Below are 15,299 nucleotides of genomic sequence, written 5' to 3' on the forward strand. Positions count from 1 at the left end.
TGGGGCGCGAAGGCACCCCGCAGTTCCTTCGCGCCCCACGATCAGGGGACCGGGCATCACCGGTCCGGTCCGTACACCTCCCACAGTTCGCCGGCGAAGAAACGGCCGAAGCGGACCAGCGCGGCCAGCCCGCCGGGGCCGCTGGTGCGGAAGGTGGTCAGCTGCTCGGCGAAGTCGGCCGGCCGGATGCGCAGCACGCCCGCGCCCACCACAGGAGCCGTCTCCTCCTGCCCTTCGTCCACATGCCCTTGCAGGATCCGCGCATACAGGGTGGAGGTGTCGGCCCAGATCCGGGTGGGCGGGCCCGGCCGGACGTCCTTCCAGCCCACCAGGGTCAGCGGACGGTCCCGGTCGTCGGTGAAGTGCAGCCGGTAGCGCATCGTCCGCCGGTCCGGGTCGCCGGTGGCCAGGAACAGGTTGAAATGCCCGCGCGTCACCGGCCGGCGGCCGCCCAGCGCCGGGGATTCGATCCAGCCCGTCGCCTCGGCCAGATGCTCCGGCTCGGCCAGGAACCGGTCCACGTCGGCGGCGGTGATGGTCAGCCGGAAGGCCAGCGGCCGGCGGCCGTCCCCCCGCTCGCCGGCGCGCGGGTCGGCCGTCCCCGGCGTCCAGGACCCTTTCATCTCCTCGGTGAACGACAGGGACGTGGCGCCCGCCCGCGGCGGCCCGGCGGGTGACCCGGCGCCCGTCGAGCCGGTCGCGGCCCCCGTCGCGACCGGCCCGGCCCCCGTTTCGAGCAGCCGGGTGCACATCCGGTCGGCCAACGCCGCGATGGTCAGCGCGGGATTGGCGCCCACCGGCCCGGGCAGTGCGGCGCCGTCGGCGATGTACAGGCCCGGATGCCCGAACACCTGCCCGTACGGGTCGCACACCCCCTCGCCCGGGTGCCGTCCCATCGGCGCGCCGCCCAGCGGGTGGACGGTGATGACCCGCTTGCGGAACCAGATGGGGTTGTCGGCGTAGTCGGCGCCCAGCACGTCGGCGATCCGCTGCATGATCTTGCGGAGCCGCTCGAAGTGCACCTCGCTGGTCTTGGCGGTCCAGGTGGCCTCCAGCCGGTCGCCGCGCAGCCGCAGCACTCCGTCCGGGGTGTCGCGGCCCATGCCCAGCAGCGGCAGCGAGCTGATCGACAGCGCCCCGTCCCCGATCAGCTCGCTCAGCTCGGCCGACAGGTTGGTGTCGGGAGCACCCGAGAAGAAGTCGACGAACCGCTCCCACAGGAAGCGCACCGCGCGGGCGATCTGGTCGCCGAAGTCGGCGCCCTCGACCATCCAGTTGACGAAGTCGGGGTAGCCGCCGTCCTCGATGTAGGCGCCGCGCAGGCCGCGGGCGGCCGGATCGCCGTCGGCCTCGTCGGGCAGCCGGATCGCGCTGGTGATCACCGTGCCGCGGCTGGCGTCCAGCAGCCGCACCCGGTCGCGGTCCTTGGCGCGGGTCAGGAAGGTCAGCAGGTCGCCGTTGCCGCAGAACCGGGTGCCCAGCGCCGGGCTCAGCCCCGGCAGATTCTCCCGCGAGCGCAGCAGCAGGTAGGTGGTGCCGTAGGTGCCGGCGGCCAGGATCAGGCGGTCGCAGCCGATGGTGTGGGGCTTGGTGCGGCGGGCCTTGACGGCGGGGTCGTGGCGGACGTAGTCGACCTCATAGCCGCCGCCCGGCCGCGGTCGGATCGCGGTGACCTCGCAGCAGGTGCGCAGGTCGGCCCCGTGGTGGCGGGCCGCCGACAGGTAGGTGAAGTCCAGGCTGTTCTTGGCGCCGTCGTTGCAGCCGATGTCGCACTCGGCGCACAGCCGGCAGGTGCGGCGCGGCGCCCCGTGCAGGTTGCCGTACTCCGGTTCGACGATCGGCAGCCCGATGCCCGGCTCGGCGCCGGGGGAGGGGGCGAAGCTGACCGCCAGCGGCGGCAGGAACCAGTCCAGCCCCAGCTCGGCCGCGGCGTCCTGCATGGCGTGGGTCTTGGGGGTGTCGGCGTAGGCCGGGTGGTGGAGCGGGTAGGGGGTGGCCCCCAGCATCCGCTCGACCGCGTCGTAGTGGGGGTCCAGCTCGGCCCGGGAGACCGGCCAGGGCTCATAGCCGCCGCCTGGGGTGCGGCGCTCGTGGATGAACCAGCGTTCGTCCTTGCGCAGCAGCACGTTGGCGTAGATCAGGGAGCCGCCGCCCAGCCCGCTGGAGACCACCGAGTCGCAGCCGGCGAAGCTCCACACGTCGTACATGCCGTACAGGCCCTCGCGCGGGTCCCAGAAGGCCCGGCTCATCTCGGCGGGGGAACGGGGGAAGCTGCCGGGCGGGAACGGCTGGCCCCGCTCCAGCAGCACCACCGACCGGCCCGCCTCGGCCAGCCGGTAGGCGGCCACCGATCCGCCGAAGCCGGAGCCGACGACCACGGCGTCGACGTGCTCGCTCACCTTCACCTCGGTCGCCATCGTCAGGCCGCCTTCCGCTTGAGGAAGTCGGCGATCTTGGGGAAGACGTCGACGTGGGCGTTCTTGCCCAAGAACGGGTCCATGTGGCCGTAGCCGGGCAGCATGTCCAGCTCGTGCAGGCCCGGGGCGGCATCGTCCAGCACGGAGTGGCAGACGATGTTGGAGTCGGCGAAGACCTTGTTGCGGTCGCCGGTCAGCAGCAGCACCGGGGTGCGGACATCGGCGGCGTAGGCCAGGTAGTCGTCCGGCAGGACGGCCATGCTCCGGTCGCTTCGGTCGTATTTGACCGCCCTGCCGGCCTTCACCATCTTGTGGACGTGCCGGTAGTAGTGCACGCCGACGCCCCCGCAAAGGTCGGCGATGCGACGGTGGGTGGCATCGTCCAGGTTGTGGTGCCCATAGAGCGCCGGTTTGCCGCTGCCCCACATGAAGCTGAGCATGTGGCAGGGGCGCACGTCGCACTCGTTGTGGAACAGCGACGTCACCCGCGACAGCATCCAGCCCCGGGTCAGCACCGGCGCGTCGCCGAACCGGGGGTCCAGGAAGGACAGGCCCAGCACGTACTCGGACAGGGCCGGTCCGTAGGCCAGCTTGTAGCGGGACCACCGCGGCACCCGCGGGGTCAGCGCCACGCTGTTGCAGACCACGCTGGCGATGTCGTTCACGACGCCCCCGTACAGGCTCATCATGAACGTCACCGACCCCAGGCAGTGCGCGATCACGTGCACCCGCCGGTCGCCGATGTGCCGGCGCAGCTCGGCCATCGCGGCCGGGTGGTCGTAGCGGGCGCAGTGGTCCAGGGTGAACCGGTGAGTCTCCAGGTTGTAGGTGAACCGGTTGCTCATCCGGAAGTCGAGCGCCCACACGTCGGTGAAGCCCTCATCCAGCAGGTGGGTCACCAGGTTGCGGTGCTCGGGCATGATGAACATGTCGCTGGAGAGGGTCAGCCCGTGGATCACCAGCACGACGTCGTCGCAGTCGGCTCGGTGGAAACGGGTCAGGCTCAGGCCCAGCCCGTCCTCGGTCGTGAAGGGGTGCACGGAGATGTGCGCGTCCTTCACGCCCGCGTATGTGAAACGCGGGATGGGGCTGTTCATGGGCATCCTCCAGGGGGCGTGCCCGGCGGGGTGTGAGACCGGGCGACGGATCGACTATCTCGTCCCGGGCGTGCGTGCCGCATCGTGGCAAACCCTGACTTGTCCGGGCGGATGCCACGGATACGTACGCCGCCCTTCCCGTAGGCACGGGGGATCAGGGTAGGGCTTTGGGAACCGCGGCTTTGGGACCTCGGCGAAAGCCGGGGTCACTCGGAGGTGAAGCCCTCCAATTTGCTGAGGGCGCTGACCATGGCGACCCGGGAGCCGACGCCGAGCTTGGCGAAGATGTTCGACAGGTGGGTCTCCACGGTGCGGATGCTCAAAAACAGCCGCTCGGCGATCTGCTGGTTGGTGCAGCCCTCCATCACCAGGCGGGCCACCTCCAGCTCCCGCGGGGACAGCCCGCCGGGACCGCTGCCGCGCCCGCCGCCGGAGGGCACCCGTATCCCGCTCCGCCGCTGCTCGCGCAGGGCCAGGGCGTGCAGCGGGCGGGCGCCGGCGCGGCGGAAGATCTCGGCGGCGGCGCGCAGCTGCTCCCGGGCCTTGGCGCGGTCGCCGGCGTCGGCGTGGGCGGTGCCGGCGCGCAGGCGGGCGCGTCCGGCGTCCAGCAGGTGCCCGGCGTCCTGCAGCACCTCGGCGGCCCGGTGGGCGTGCTCGGCGGCGGCGGCCGGGTCGGTGGGGCGCAGCGCGTGCGCGCGGGCCAGGTCGGCCAGCGCCAGGTTGGTCTCCAGTTGCGGGTGGGCGGTCTGGGCGGTCAGCTCGGCCCAGCGGGCGGCCTCGGCGGCCGCGCCTTGGGCGGCGGCCAGGTCGGCCAGCGTCTCGCAGGCCCGCAGCCGGGTGCTCTGGTCGAGGGCGGCGGTGTCCTCGCTGTCGGTGCACACCTCGCGCAGCAGCTCGGCGCCGGCGGCGGTGTCCCCGCGGGACACCAGGGCCATGGCCTGGGCGTAGCGGGCCTGCCGGCTCCACCATTCGCTGCTGGTGCCGCTGACGCGCACCGCCTCCCGCCCCCAGGCCAGAGCCTCCTCCTCGTCCCCGGTCCAGGCGGCGATCAGGCAGCGCTGGGTGAGGGCGAAGACCGTCAGCTGGTCGGAGCGCAGCATGTCGGCGACGGCGGCGGCCTCCTCGGCGGCGGTGGCGGCCTCGGCCAGCCGGCCCACCATGGTGTAGGCGCGGGCCTGCCCGGCCAGCGCGGTGGGCACGATGTAGCTCTGCCCGGTGGAGCGCGCCACCTTCAGGACCCGGTCGAAGCGGGCCAGCGCGTCGCGGTGGCGGCCGATGAACAGCTCCGTCCAGCACAGCCAGGTGACGGCGTCCAGCCATTCGGCCAGGTGCTCATCGGGGGCGGCGGCGGTGACGCGGTCGGCGTGCGCGATGTGGCGCAGGGCGTCGTCGATGAGGTCGCCCGCGTAGGCGGGCATCGGGCGCAGCGCCGCCACCGCCACCGTCAAACTGGGCTCCCAGTCCTCGGCGGTGTCGGGCACCAGGTCCAGCACGGCCTGGGCGGCGCGGAAGTCGCCGCGCATCAGGCTCTCGGCCACCAGGCGCAGCCGCAGCATCACCGCCGGGGCCGAGCGGGGGTCGGGCATGGCACGCAGCTCGGCCAGCAGGATGCCGCGGGCCTCCTGGGGGCGGCCCAGCAGCCGCTCCATCATGGCGCACAGCCGGGTGGCGCGGGCCCGCAGCGGCAGCGCGTCGGGCGGCAGCAGCTGCAGCACCTGGCGGGCGGTCTGCCGGCCCTCGGCCAGCTGGCCGCTGACGGCCTGCATCTTGGCCAGCTCGCCGAGCAGCATCAGGCGCCGCTCGTCGCTGTCGGGCATCAGTTTCAAGGCGGCCTTGAGCCAGTGCGCGGCGGTGCCGGGCGCGTGCGGGGCCACCGTGCGGGCGGCCTCGATCAAGGTGGCGATGGCCTCGGGGTCGCCGAAGCGGCCCGAGCGTTCCACGTGGCGGGCCCGCACCGTCGCCGGCACGCCCAGGCGGGCCAGGTGGTCGGCGACGCGGGCGTGCACGCCCACCCGCCAGCCGGCCGCCGCCGACTCGTAGGTGGCGTGCCGCACCAGCGGGTGGCGGAAGCGGAACCGGCCGCCGGGGGCCGGGCGCACCACGTCGCGGGCGGCCAGCTCGTCCACCGCCCGCAGGGCGGTGCTCTCGGGCACCTCGGCGGCGGCCGCCGCCAGCGCCGGTTCGAACTCGTCGGCGGCCACCGCCGCCGCCTGCGCCACCAGCAGCGCCTGCGCCGGCAGCCCGCTCAGCTCGGCCTGCAGCGCCGCCTGCACCGTCGGCGGCAGCTCGCCGGAGGCCGGCAGCGCCCCGTCGGGGGCGTGGGCGCCGACCGTCTCGGCGGGGCCGCCGTCCATGCGGGCCAGCGCCTCCAGGTAGAAGGGGTTGCCGCCGCTGGCGGCATACAGCGCCGCCCGCCGGGCGGCGCTGACGTGCGGTCCGAGGAACTCGGCGGCCTCCGCCTCGCTCAGCGGCCCCACCGGGACGCGCACCCCGTGCCCGGCGGCGGTCTCCACCAGCGTGGCCAGCCGGGGCGCGGCCTGGGCGGGCCGGTAGGCCACCGCCACCAGCACCCGCGCCCGCGGCGGGTGGCGCACCAGGTGGTCCAGCAGCTCGATGGAGGCGTCGTCGGCCCAGTGCACATCGTCGAGGATCACCACCAGCCCACCGGGGCCGGCCAGCTCCTCCAGCAGCCGCCGTATCGTCCGGTGCAGCCGGTAGCGGGCCAGGCCGGTCAGGTCGGCCAGGTCCGCCTCGCCCGCCGGGGACGTCGCCAGGGACATCGCCGGGAACACCGTCCCCAGCAGCCGCATCGCCCCCGCGCCGAGGTCGGGCCGGTGCTCTTCCAGATGGTCGTCCAGGGCGTCGATGACCGCCCCGAACGGCATGTCCTGTTCGAACTCGGCCGCCCGGCCGGCCAGCGCGGGCAGCTTGCGGGCCCGTGCCGCCTCCGCCAGTTCCATCAGCAGCCGGGTCTTGCCGGCCCCCGGTTCGCCTTCCATGGCCACGAACCGGAACGCGCCGCCTGCCGTGGCGTCCAGCGCCTGATCGAGGGTACGCAGAATGTCACGCCGTCCCACCAGCGGCGTGAGCCCGGAAGGGCCGGAATGTCGGCCCTGATTCCGGTTCGCACGACCTCTCACTGTCCACACCCCAATGCGACAGGCGGTCGATACGCCATGATTATGCGTCGGCCCGCAACCCGTGAGGATTTGATCGTCACATTACCGATGGACGGGCCACCGCACCGTTCACTCGCCGCCAACGGTAGATCGCTGGGGGTGCGCGACTTGTGTCACACGACACGGCCTCCCGCCGGTTCGGGTGCGACCAGGAAGACCTCCAGGACGCGGGGGCCGTGCACGCCCTCGACCCGGTTCAGCTCGATGTCGCTGGTGGCCGACGGCCCGGAGACGAACGTCAGGGGCCGGGCCGGGTCCAGCCGCTCCAGCGCCTCGGGGACGTCGGCGACGACCTGATCGGCGGTGACCACGATCAGGTGGCGGTCGGGGACGAGGCTGAGGGCGCGCCGCCCCTGCCGCGGCCCGTGGTCCAGCACGATCGTGCCGGTCTCGGCGATGGCCACCGCGCAGCCGGTGAGGACGCCGTCCAGGGCGTCCAGCTCCGCTGTGTCCGGGTCGGGGACCAGGCGGCCGGAGGGGATGGCGCCGAGCCACGCCGCGGGCAGGTCGGCGGGGATCGCGTAGCGGGAGCCGGTCAGCGCCGCATCGAGCGCCCCGGGCAGGTCGGCCGCCGTAACGCGGTGGACGGTGGCCCGGTAGTGGGCGACGCGTTCGGCGAACAGCTCCAGCACCCCTTCGTCGTGGTGCCGGCGCAGGTAGGGACGCTCGATGCCGGCGTAGTCCCGCTCGGCCGGCACCTTGCGCGCCCCGAGGGCTCGTTCGATCCTGCCGAGGATCTCGGCGCGTGCATCGCCTGCCGGCCCGGTCATCGGGAGCCTCCGCCGGTGCGCTTCCACCAGGCGCGGAACGACTCGGCGGGGGGAGCCGGCGCGTCCCGGGCCTCGGTCCAGGCCCGCAGCGGGCCGGGCAGGCGGCGGATCCGGCCGCGCCGCGCCAGCAGGCGGCCGGCGGACGCGGCGCGCTGGGCCAGGGCCAGGCGGCGGGGGGAGCGCAGCGTCCACGCCGCGGCCGTCATCGCGGCGTCGGCCAGCCGGTGGCGGGGCCCCTCCGCCACGGCCTTGGCGCGCAGGTGGACCAGCACCTCGGGAATGTCGATCGCCACCGGGCAGACCTCCAGGCACGCCCCGCACAAAGAAGAGGCGTACGGCAGGGAGGCGTCCACCGGTGAGCCGATCCCGCGGATCTGCGGGGACAGGATCGCCCCGATCGGCCCCGGGTAGGGGGAGCCGTAGGCGTGGCCGCCGGCGCGGGCGTAGACCGGGCACACGTTCAGGCAGGCCGAGCAGCGGATGCAGCGCAGCGCCTGGCGTCCGACCGGGTCGGCCAGCGTGGCGGTGCGGCCGTTGTCCAGCAGCACCAGGTGGAACTCGCGCGGCCCGTCGCCGGGGGTGACGCCGGTCCAGGTGCTGGTGTAGGGGTTCATCCGCTCGGCGGTGGAGGAGCGGGGCAGCAGCTGCAGGAACACCTCCAGATCCCGCCAGGTCGGCAGTACCTTCTCGATGCCCATCACCGAGATCAGCGTCTGCGGCAGCGTCAGGCACATCCGGCCGTTGCCTTCTGACTCCAGCACCACCAGCGTCCCGGTCTCGGCGATGGCGAAGTTGACGCCGCTGACGGCGACCTTGGCCGACAGGAACTTGGCGCGCAGGTGCCGGCGGGCGGCCTCGGCCAGCTCGGCGGGGTCGTCGGACAGGCCGGCGGGCGCGTCCGGCATGCGGCGGCGGAAGATGTCGCGGATCTCGCCGCGGTTGCGGTGGATGGCCGGGACCAGGATGTGGGAGGGACGGTCCTCGCCCAGCTGCACGATCAGCTCGGCCAGGTCGGTCTCATGGGCGGCGATGCCCGCCTCGGCCAGGGCCTCGTTCAGCCCGATCTCCTGGGTGGCCATCGACTTGACCTTGACGACCTCGGTGTGCCCGGTGGCGCGCACCAGCTCGGTGACGATCCGGTTGGCCTCGGCGGCGTCGCGGGCCCAGTGCACCCTGCCGCCGGCCGCGGTGACCCGCTCCTCCAGCATCCGCAGGTAGTGGTCCAGGTGGCGCAGGGTGTGGTCCTTGATGCGCCGGGCGGTCTCGCGCAGCTCTGCCCAGTCGGCCAGCTCGGCGACGGCGGCCTGGCGGCGCCGGCGGATGGTGCCGGTGGCGTGGGCGAGGTTGCCGCGCAGCCGGGCGTCGGCGACGGCGTCTTCGGCGGCCTTGGGGAAGGACGGCATGCCCAGGTAGGTCGGCATGCTCCCGGGCGGCCTGCTCATGAGGGCTCCTCTGGTGCGGAGGCGAGGATCTCGGCCAGGTGGACGGTTCGTATCGGCGGGCCGGTGCGCGTCAGCGTCCCGCCGATGTGCATCAGGCAGGAGTTGTCGAGCGCGCACACCACCTCCGCGCCGCAGGCGCGGACGGCGGCGGCCTTGTCGGCGCCCATGGCCGCCGACACCGCGGCGTTCTTCAGCGCGAAGGTCCCGCCGAAGCCGCAGCACTCGGCGGCGTTCTCCGGTTCGACCAGTTCCAGGTCGCGCACCGCGCGCAGCAGCCGAAGCGGACGGTCGCCGACCTTCAGCATGCGCAGCGAGTGGCAGGTGGGGTGGTAGGCCACCCGGTGCGGGAAACGCGCGCCCACGTCGGTGACGCCGAGCACGTCCACCAGGAATTCGGTCAGCTCATAGACCTTGGGGACGGCGGGGGCGTCCGTGGCGAGCAGCCGGGGATGCCAGTCGCGCACCATCGCCGCGCACGAGGCCGACGGCGTCACCACCGCCTCATGGCCGACGAAGGCGTCGGCGAAGCCGCGCGCCAGGGCCGCGGCCTGCTCGCGGTAGCCGGTGTTGAGGTGCATCTGGCCGCAGCAGGTCTGGGCGGCCGGGAAGTCCACCCGGCAGCCCAGTCGTCGCAGCAGCCGCACGACCGCCTTGCCGGTGCCGGGGAACAGCGTGTCGTTGAGGCAGGTGACGAACAGCGCGATCCGCATGCGGCTCATCTTCCCGGACGTGCGGCGGGCGCGCGCCGGCCGATGTGTTACGCGAATGTTTCGTCGCGGTCACATGCACTTGTTGCATCGGAACGCCGCCCCCGGGAACCCTATGGACGTATAAGGTCTAGAGACATACCTTCTAGCACCTGGGACGACCATGAGCATGGGACCTTTTCCGGCGGCCGCTCCGCCCGCGCCACGGCCCGGCGGGGCGCACGGCGGGAAGGGCCCGGCTGGGGAAGGTTCACAGTGAGCGCGACGCACCCCATATCGGCGCCCGCCGCGAAACTGACGCGCAGCCAGACCGCCGCACGGGCGGCCTACGTCCTGGCCGGCAACGACCGAGGGCGGCTGACGGTCGCCGCGCCTCACCTGTACCCCCACATGTGGAGCTGGGACGCCGCGTTCATCGCCATGGGCCTGGCCCGGGTGTCCACCCGGCGCGCGCTGACCGAGCTGGAGACGCTGCTGTCGGCGCAGTGGCGCACCGGCATGGTGCCGCACATCGTCTTCACCGACGATGAGACCGGCTATGAGCCCGGCCCGCGGCGCTGGGCCTGCCGGGAGGTCTGCCCGGACGCCCCCGGGCACGTGGCCACCAGCGGGCTGATCCAGCCCCCGGTGCACGGCGTGGCGGTCCGCCGCATCCTGGACGCCGCCCGCATCGCCGCGGCCGGCGAGCGCCAGGAGGTCGTCGAGCGGATCAGGGCGATGTGGCCGGCGCTGCTGGCCTGGCACCGCTACCTGGCCACCCGCCGCGACCCCGAGGAGCGCGGGCTGGTGACCATCTACCACGGCTGGGAGAGCGGGCTGGACAACTCCCCCCGCTGGGACGCCCCGTACGCGGCGGTGATCCCGGCGCCGGGGTTCGTCCCGTTCCGCCGGGCCGACCTGCACGCCCTCAGCGCCCTGGGCGGGGCCGCCGCGCAGCGCCCCTCCGACGCCGACTACACCAAGTACCAGTGGCTGGTGGAGGAGCTGCGCCGGGCGCGCTATGACGACGAGCGGGCGCACCGCACGCTGAGCTTCCGCATGGGCGATGTGCTGACCAGCGCGCTGTTCGTGGCCGCCAACGAGGAGCTGGCCACCGTCGCCGACGAGCTGGGCCTGCCCGGGGCCGATGAGCTGATCGGGTATGCCGACCGGTTCCGCCGCGGCGTGCTGGGGACCTGCGACGAGAGCGGGTTCGCCGCCGATGTGGACCTGCGCGACGGGACGGTGGTGCGCACGCCGACCATCGCCGGGTTCGCCCCGCTGGTGTCCGGCGGGCTGGATGCGGCCCGCCGGCGCGCCCTGGTGGAGAGGCTGATGTCGGCCGACTGGTGCGGGCACCCGGGCTTCGTGCACGCCCTGCCGCCCAGCACCAGCCCCGCCTCCCCGGACTTCGACCCGGTGCGCTACTGGCGGGGCCCGCAGTGGCCGCCGATGACCTGGCTGCTGATCTGGGGCTTGGAACGCTCCGGTGAGCAGGAGGCCGCGCACATGCTCCGCGAGGCCGCCATCGACCAGCTCGCCGACGGCCTGTTCGCCGAGTACTACCACCCCTTCACCGGCGAGCCGCTGGGCGCCCGCGCCCAGTCGTGGACCGCGGCCGTCGCCTTGGACCTGCTGGCCACCTGAGGCGGCCGGGCACCCGGTCAGGGCCTGCGGCGCAGTTCGTCTTCGATCGGCGACGGCCGTGCGGGACGCTCGTGCTCGGCCAGCCCCGGCTTGGCGCGGCGGCGCTGGGCGGTGCGCTCGGTCTCCGAGCGTCCCGGGGCCGGGTCCAGCGGCACCGACCGCAGCACCTCCCGCAGGCTGGCGTACTCGCCCCGGGGCAGCGCCGACAGCGCCTGGTCGGCGTCGCGTCCCACGCCCCGCCGCCGGGCGTGCTCGACGATCTGCTCCTTGGCCGCCGGGAAGTCCAGGTCGTTCAGCGCGCTTTTGATACCGCCGGTGTCGTGCAGCTTCATGGGTCCCCCTCTTTTTTGGCCGACCGTGCCCGGATCGGCGCCGTTCACACGGGACCTTGTGCGGCGGCGGTTCCGTTCGCCCGGTGCGGCTCGCCCGCCGTGGGCGGCCGCGGGCCCGGCGTGCTGGAGGAGGCCCGCGCAGGAGGGACGCTCAGCGCCCGTCGAGGAGGAAGCGCCCGGGGTCCGGGTCGGCCAGGCCCAGCGCCACGGCCTCCGGCGGCGGGATCTCGCCGGGCTTGCCGGTCACCGCCTTGACCAGCGCGTCCATGCGGCCCCACGCCCACGGCGGGCAGCCGGCCTCCAGCCAGTCGACCGTTCCGGTCGCCGGGTTCAGCCGGCCCCGGGCGATCAGCCCGTGGTACAGGTAGCCGAGCTTGGCCACGCCGACCGTGACCCGGTGCACCAGCCCTACCGCATCGATCGGCGCCTCCAGCAGCGCCTCTCCCAGATGCCGCATCGCCCGCAGCCGGTCGTCGCAGACCCCGCAGGCTCCCACCCGGCGGCGATCGTCGTGATCGACGACCACCGTCCACGAAAACAGCGAAGGGCGCTGGAAAGTCTGCCGGCCCAGGGTGATCATCCCCCTTTGGTCGGTCTACGGTAGGTCTAAGGTAGACCTACCAAGAAACGGCCGTCCACGGAATCGCGCAACTTCTCCGAAACTGCGGTATTCGGGACAGCCGGGATTGATCAATGGTCGGGTTATGGTTGTTGTAAAGAGCCCTGCCCCGCCATGCCCGAGCTTGGGAGGTCACGTCCCAATGCCGAGACCACCCGCCAAGGCGCAGGCGATCGCCAGCGTGCTGGCCGCCCGGATCATCGAGGGCGAACTGGAGCCCGGCTCCTGGCTGCCGTCCGAACGCGAACTGGCCGGGGAGTTCGCCGCCGACCGCTCCACGGTGCGCCGGGCCGTGCGCATGCTGGCCGACCAAGGCCTGGCGGTGGTGCACCCGGGGACCGGCACCCAGGTCCGCCCCACCGGGCCGGTGCGGCGCACGGCCAGCGACATCACCCGCCAGGTGGGCCGCTGGCGGGGTTTTCACGTCTCGGCCAGCAACGAGGGCCGCGAGCCGTTCACCCACACCACCGTCGAGGAGGTCACCGCCGACGCCACCTTGGCGCGGTGGCTGGCCGTCCCGGTCGGCACCCCTTTGCTGCAGCGCGCCCGCGTGCAGGGCACGGTGGGGGAGCCGCCGGTGCAGACCGCCACCACCTGGGTGATCATGGACGTGGTGGAGCGGCTCCCGGTGCTGCGCCGGGTGGACACCGGACCGGGCGGGCTGTACTCCCGGCTGGAGGAACTCGGCTACCGGCTGCTGTTCGAGGAGACCGTCACCTGCCGGCTGCCGCGTCCCGACGAGTGCGAGGTGCTGCAGATCTCCGCCGATCAGCCGGTGCTGACGCTGTGGCGGCGCGGCTACGACGCCGACGGCCGCATCGTGGAGGTCACCCACCGGGTGGTGGTGGGCGACCGGCACGAACTCGTCTACCGCTATGGATCGGGAGGGTGACATGGCTCGGGACGGCGGGCAGGTCATCAGGCGGCTGGATTCCCGGGTCGTGTACCGAAATCCGTGGATGACGGTGCGCGAGGACCGTATCGAACGCCCCGACGGTTCGTCCGGAATATACGGTGTAGTAGAAAAGCCCGATTTCGCGCTGGTGATCCCGGCGGAAAAGGGCGGATTCCACATGGTGGAGGAATACCGTTACCCGATCGGGCGGCGCACCTGGAACTTTCCCCAGGGCAGCCTTCCCGGCGGCGTGGACTGCGACCCGGAGCTGCTGGCCCGCACCGAGCTGGCCGAGGAGACCGGGCTGCGCGCCGGGCGGCTGGAACACCTGGGCTTTTTGCACTGCTCGCACGGCACCAGCGGCCAGGGCTTCAACGTCTTCTTGGCCACCGACCTGGTGCCCGGCCCGCACGCCCGCGAGCACGAGGAACAGGACATGCGGCAGCGGTGGTTCTCCCGCGAGGAGTTCTGGGAGCTGGTGGACGCCGGCCGCATCACCGACGACTCCACCGTCGCCGCCTACGCCCTGCTGCTCAGGCACGAGGGCGCGTTCGGCTAGCCCGCCCCCCGGCCCCGGTCAGGGCAGCGGAGTGTTCAGCGCCAGCAGCCCCGCCCCGGCCCCGCTCAGCACGATCTCCGTCGGCGCGCAGTTGCGCAGCTGGGGGAAGGCGGTGCGGTAGCGGGCCAGCGGGACGCCCAGCAGCGTGCACAGCACCAGCCGCAGCAGCGTGTTGTGCGCCACCACCAGCACCCGGCCGCCGGGATGGCGCTCGGCGATGCGGTGCAGCGCGGCCACGCCCCGCCGGGCGGCCCGCCGCGGGTCCTCCGCGCCCGGGAACGCCCCGGCCACCGGGTCGGCGCGGAAGGCGGCGACCTGCTCGGGCGGCAGCTCCGCCAGGGTGCGGCCCTCGGCGGCGCCGAAGCAGACCTCGCTGAGATCGGCCTCCACGCTGACCGGCAGGCCCAACGCCCGCGCGGCGGGCTCGGCGGTGGCCCGCGCCCGGCGCAGCGGCGAGGCCCACACCGCCTCCAGACCGGCCCCGCCCGCCCAGGCCGCCAGCCGCCGGGCCTGATCGCGGCCCCGCTGGGTCAGCTCCACGTCGCTGGTCCCCGCATAGCGGTTCTCGGCGTGCCAGACCGTCTCACCGTGCCGGACCAGGAACAAGGTCGTGCTCACTGCTCGTCTTCCCCGTAGCCTTCCCCGTCGTGCCCCGCCCGTGGCTGCGCGCCGCCGTCCGGTCGCTCGTGCTCGCGGCGACCGGGGACCACCGGGCCGAGCGTGGGCGGGGAGCCTGCCGAGGCGGCGCGTGACCTGCACCAGTATGTGCCGTCGTCGAGCGTTGCGAGGGAAGATCGGCGGATCTGCGGCCGGTGCCCGGCGTGCGCGCGGCACCGGGCCTCACGCCGGCCGGCCGGGGGCGGGGGAGGGACGCGGGAACAGCGTCAGGAAGCGTTCGACCAGTCCGCGGTCCCCGGCGAGCCGCACCCGGCCCGCCGTGAGCGCGGCGCCGAGCGGGCGGCCCAGGAACGTCAGGGACCTGAGGGTGGCCGCATCGGTCTCCAGGACGGCGGCGGGGGCGGCGGGGGCGCCGCGGCTGATGGCGATGCGCCCTTGGCCGATCTCGACCCCGAACTCCTCCCCGCCCAGCCGCAGGGCGAGCACGGCGTTCAGGTCGCCGGCGGCGCGGGCGTCGAACACCGTCCGCAGGGCGATGAGCAGCGCGTCGGTGCTCAGCTCGCCGTCGGTGGTCAGCGGGGCGCGGCCGCCCCAGCGGGCCAGGGCCAGCAGCACCGGCTCCAGGTCGCGGCCCCAGTCGGTCAGCTCATAGACCCAGGCGCCGGCGGGCGGGCCGAGCCGGCGCCGCCGCACCACGCCCTTGTCGGTCAGCTCGCGCAGCCGGTGCGACAAGACGTTCTGGCTGGCGCCGGGCAGCCCCCGGTGCAGGTCGGAAAAACGCTTGGGGCCCAGCAGCAGCTCGCGCACCACCAGCAGCGCCCAGCGTTCCCCGACCACATCGAGGGCGCGGGCGATCCCGCACGGGTCGCCGTAGCTGCGGTTCACCGGCATGCCGCCTCACTTTGCTTGTTTTTCAGGAGTAGTCACTCCTAGTTTAGGAGTATGACTGTGAAGGCGATGCCGCCGCAGGGCAAGGCGCGGCCGCCGGAGACGGCGCGGATCACGGTCCGTCCCTCCGGGCGGGAATCCGGGCCTCCA

13 protein-coding genes are annotated in these 15,299 nt (G+C 73.8%); 3 read left to right on the forward strand and 10 right to left on the reverse strand.

Going from position 1 to position 15,299, the window contains the following annotated elements; genetic code table 11:
• Positions 1-56 precede the first annotated feature (56 nt).
• From TCUR_RS09840 to TCUR_RS09865, 6 genes are all read right to left on the reverse strand, one after another.
• The gene (locus TCUR_RS09840; protein WP_012852347.1) at positions 57-2,417 is read right to left on the reverse strand and encodes a GMC oxidoreductase; all 2,361 of its coding nucleotides are present in this window, start codon (positions 2,415-2,417) and stop codon (positions 57-59) included.
• 2 nt (positions 2,418-2,419) lie between these two features.
• Positions 2,420-3,514 carry an alpha/beta fold hydrolase gene (locus TCUR_RS09845; RefSeq protein ID WP_012852348.1) on the reverse strand — a complete coding sequence of 365 codons (1,095 nt, stop codon included), beginning with the start codon at positions 3,512-3,514 and terminating at the stop codon, positions 2,420-2,422.
• Between the two features lie 206 nt (positions 3,515-3,720).
• Positions 3,721-6,663, reverse strand: a complete 2,943-nt coding sequence (locus TCUR_RS28350; RefSeq protein WP_425358355.1) for a helix-turn-helix transcriptional regulator — start codon at positions 6,661-6,663, stop codon at positions 3,721-3,723.
• Positions 6,664-6,806: 143 nt separating this feature from the next.
• Positions 6,807-7,463: a LutC/YkgG family protein gene (locus tag TCUR_RS09855; protein ID WP_012852350.1), complete on the reverse strand. Its 657-nt coding sequence runs from the start codon at positions 7,461-7,463 to the stop codon at positions 6,807-6,809.
• The gene (locus TCUR_RS09860) at positions 7,460-8,905 is read right to left on the reverse strand and encodes a LutB/LldF family L-lactate oxidation iron-sulfur protein (RefSeq protein ID WP_012852351.1); all 1,446 of its coding nucleotides are present in this window, start codon (positions 8,903-8,905) and stop codon (positions 7,460-7,462) included. Before TCUR_RS09860 ends, TCUR_RS09855 begins: the two co-directional genes overlap by 4 nt.
• The gene (locus TCUR_RS09865) at positions 8,902-9,615 is read right to left on the reverse strand and encodes a (Fe-S)-binding protein (RefSeq protein WP_012852352.1); all 714 of its coding nucleotides are present in this window, start codon (positions 9,613-9,615) and stop codon (positions 8,902-8,904) included. The genes TCUR_RS09860 and TCUR_RS09865 overlap by 4 nt, the downstream gene beginning before the upstream one ends.
• 252 nt (positions 9,616-9,867) lie before the next feature.
• Between TCUR_RS09865 and ggh the strand changes: the two genes are divergently transcribed.
• A complete protein-coding gene (gene ggh, locus TCUR_RS09870) occupies positions 9,868-11,238 on the forward strand; it encodes a glucosylglycerate hydrolase (protein WP_012852353.1) in 1,371 nt (456 codons plus the stop codon).
• Positions 11,239-11,255: 17 nt separating this feature from the next.
• On the opposite strand, the gene TCUR_RS09875 is transcribed toward ggh, so the two are convergent.
• Positions 11,256-11,570 (reverse strand): DUF2795 domain-containing protein, encoded by a 315-nt coding sequence (locus TCUR_RS09875; RefSeq protein ID WP_012852354.1) that lies wholly within the window; start codon positions 11,568-11,570, stop codon positions 11,256-11,258.
• A gap of 151 nt (positions 11,571-11,721) precedes the next feature.
• Positions 11,722-12,150, reverse strand: a complete 429-nt coding sequence (locus TCUR_RS09880; protein WP_012852355.1) for a hypothetical protein — start codon at positions 12,148-12,150, stop codon at positions 11,722-11,724.
• Positions 12,151-12,331: 181 nt separating this feature from the next.
• Between TCUR_RS09880 and TCUR_RS09885 the strand changes: the two genes are divergently transcribed.
• Positions 12,332-13,081, forward strand: a complete 750-nt coding sequence (locus tag TCUR_RS09885) for a GntR family transcriptional regulator (protein WP_012852356.1) — start codon at positions 12,332-12,334, stop codon at positions 13,079-13,081.
• 1 nt (position 13,082) lies between these two features.
• On the forward strand, positions 13,083-13,643 hold the full coding sequence (locus TCUR_RS09890; RefSeq protein ID WP_012852357.1) for an NUDIX domain-containing protein: 561 nt from the start codon (positions 13,083-13,085) through the stop codon (positions 13,641-13,643).
• Between the two features lie 18 nt (positions 13,644-13,661).
• On the opposite strand, the gene TCUR_RS09895 is transcribed toward TCUR_RS09890, so the two are convergent.
• Together TCUR_RS09895 and TCUR_RS09900 are read right to left on the reverse strand one after the other, a co-directional pair.
• Positions 13,662-14,261: a histidine phosphatase family protein gene (locus TCUR_RS09895; protein ID WP_012852358.1), complete on the reverse strand. Its 600-nt coding sequence runs from the start codon at positions 14,259-14,261 to the stop codon at positions 13,662-13,664.
• Between the two features lie 222 nt (positions 14,262-14,483).
• Positions 14,484-15,152 carry a winged helix-turn-helix transcriptional regulator gene (locus TCUR_RS09900; RefSeq protein WP_012852359.1) on the reverse strand — a complete coding sequence of 223 codons (669 nt, stop codon included), beginning with the start codon at positions 15,150-15,152 and terminating at the stop codon, positions 14,484-14,486.
• Positions 15,153-15,299 lie beyond the last annotated feature (147 nt).

Origin of the sequence: Thermomonospora curvata DSM 43183 (genome assembly GCF_000024385.1) — a bacterium.
Classification (GTDB): Bacteria; Actinomycetota; Actinomycetes; order Streptosporangiales; family Streptosporangiaceae; genus Thermomonospora; species Thermomonospora curvata.

What these genes read in the sequence shown, in the direction of transcription:
- TCUR_RS09845 (WP_012852348.1), bottom strand. Translation starts at nt 3,514, where the DNA reads ATGAACAGCCCCATCCCGCGTTTCACATACGCGGGCGTGAAGGACGCG.
- TCUR_RS09865 (WP_012852352.1), bottom strand. Translation starts at nt 9,615, where the DNA reads ATGCGGATCGCGCTGTTCGTCACCTGCCTCAACGACACGCTGTTCCCC.
- TCUR_RS09875 (WP_012852354.1), bottom strand. Translation starts at nt 11,570, where the DNA reads ATGAAGCTGCACGACACCGGCGGTATCAAAAGCGCGCTGAACGACCTG.
- TCUR_RS09860 (WP_012852351.1), bottom strand. Translation starts at nt 8,905, where the DNA reads ATGAGCAGGCCGCCCGGGAGCATGCCGACCTACCTGGGCATGCCGTCC.
- TCUR_RS09885 (WP_012852356.1), top strand. Translation starts at nt 12,332, where the DNA reads ATGCCGAGACCACCCGCCAAGGCGCAGGCGATCGCCAGCGTGCTGGCC.
- TCUR_RS09855 (WP_012852350.1), bottom strand. Translation starts at nt 7,463, where the DNA reads ATGACCGGGCCGGCAGGCGATGCACGCGCCGAGATCCTCGGCAGGATC.
- TCUR_RS09890 (WP_012852357.1), top strand. Translation starts at nt 13,083, where the DNA reads ATGGCTCGGGACGGCGGGCAGGTCATCAGGCGGCTGGATTCCCGGGTC.
- TCUR_RS09840 (WP_012852347.1), bottom strand. Translation starts at nt 2,417, where the DNA reads ATGGCGACCGAGGTGAAGGTGAGCGAGCACGTCGACGCCGTGGTCGTC.
- TCUR_RS09900 (WP_012852359.1), bottom strand. Translation starts at nt 15,152, where the DNA reads ATGCCGGTGAACCGCAGCTACGGCGACCCGTGCGGGATCGCCCGCGCC.
- TCUR_RS09880 (WP_012852355.1), bottom strand. Translation starts at nt 12,150, where the DNA reads ATGATCACCCTGGGCCGGCAGACTTTCCAGCGCCCTTCGCTGTTTTCG.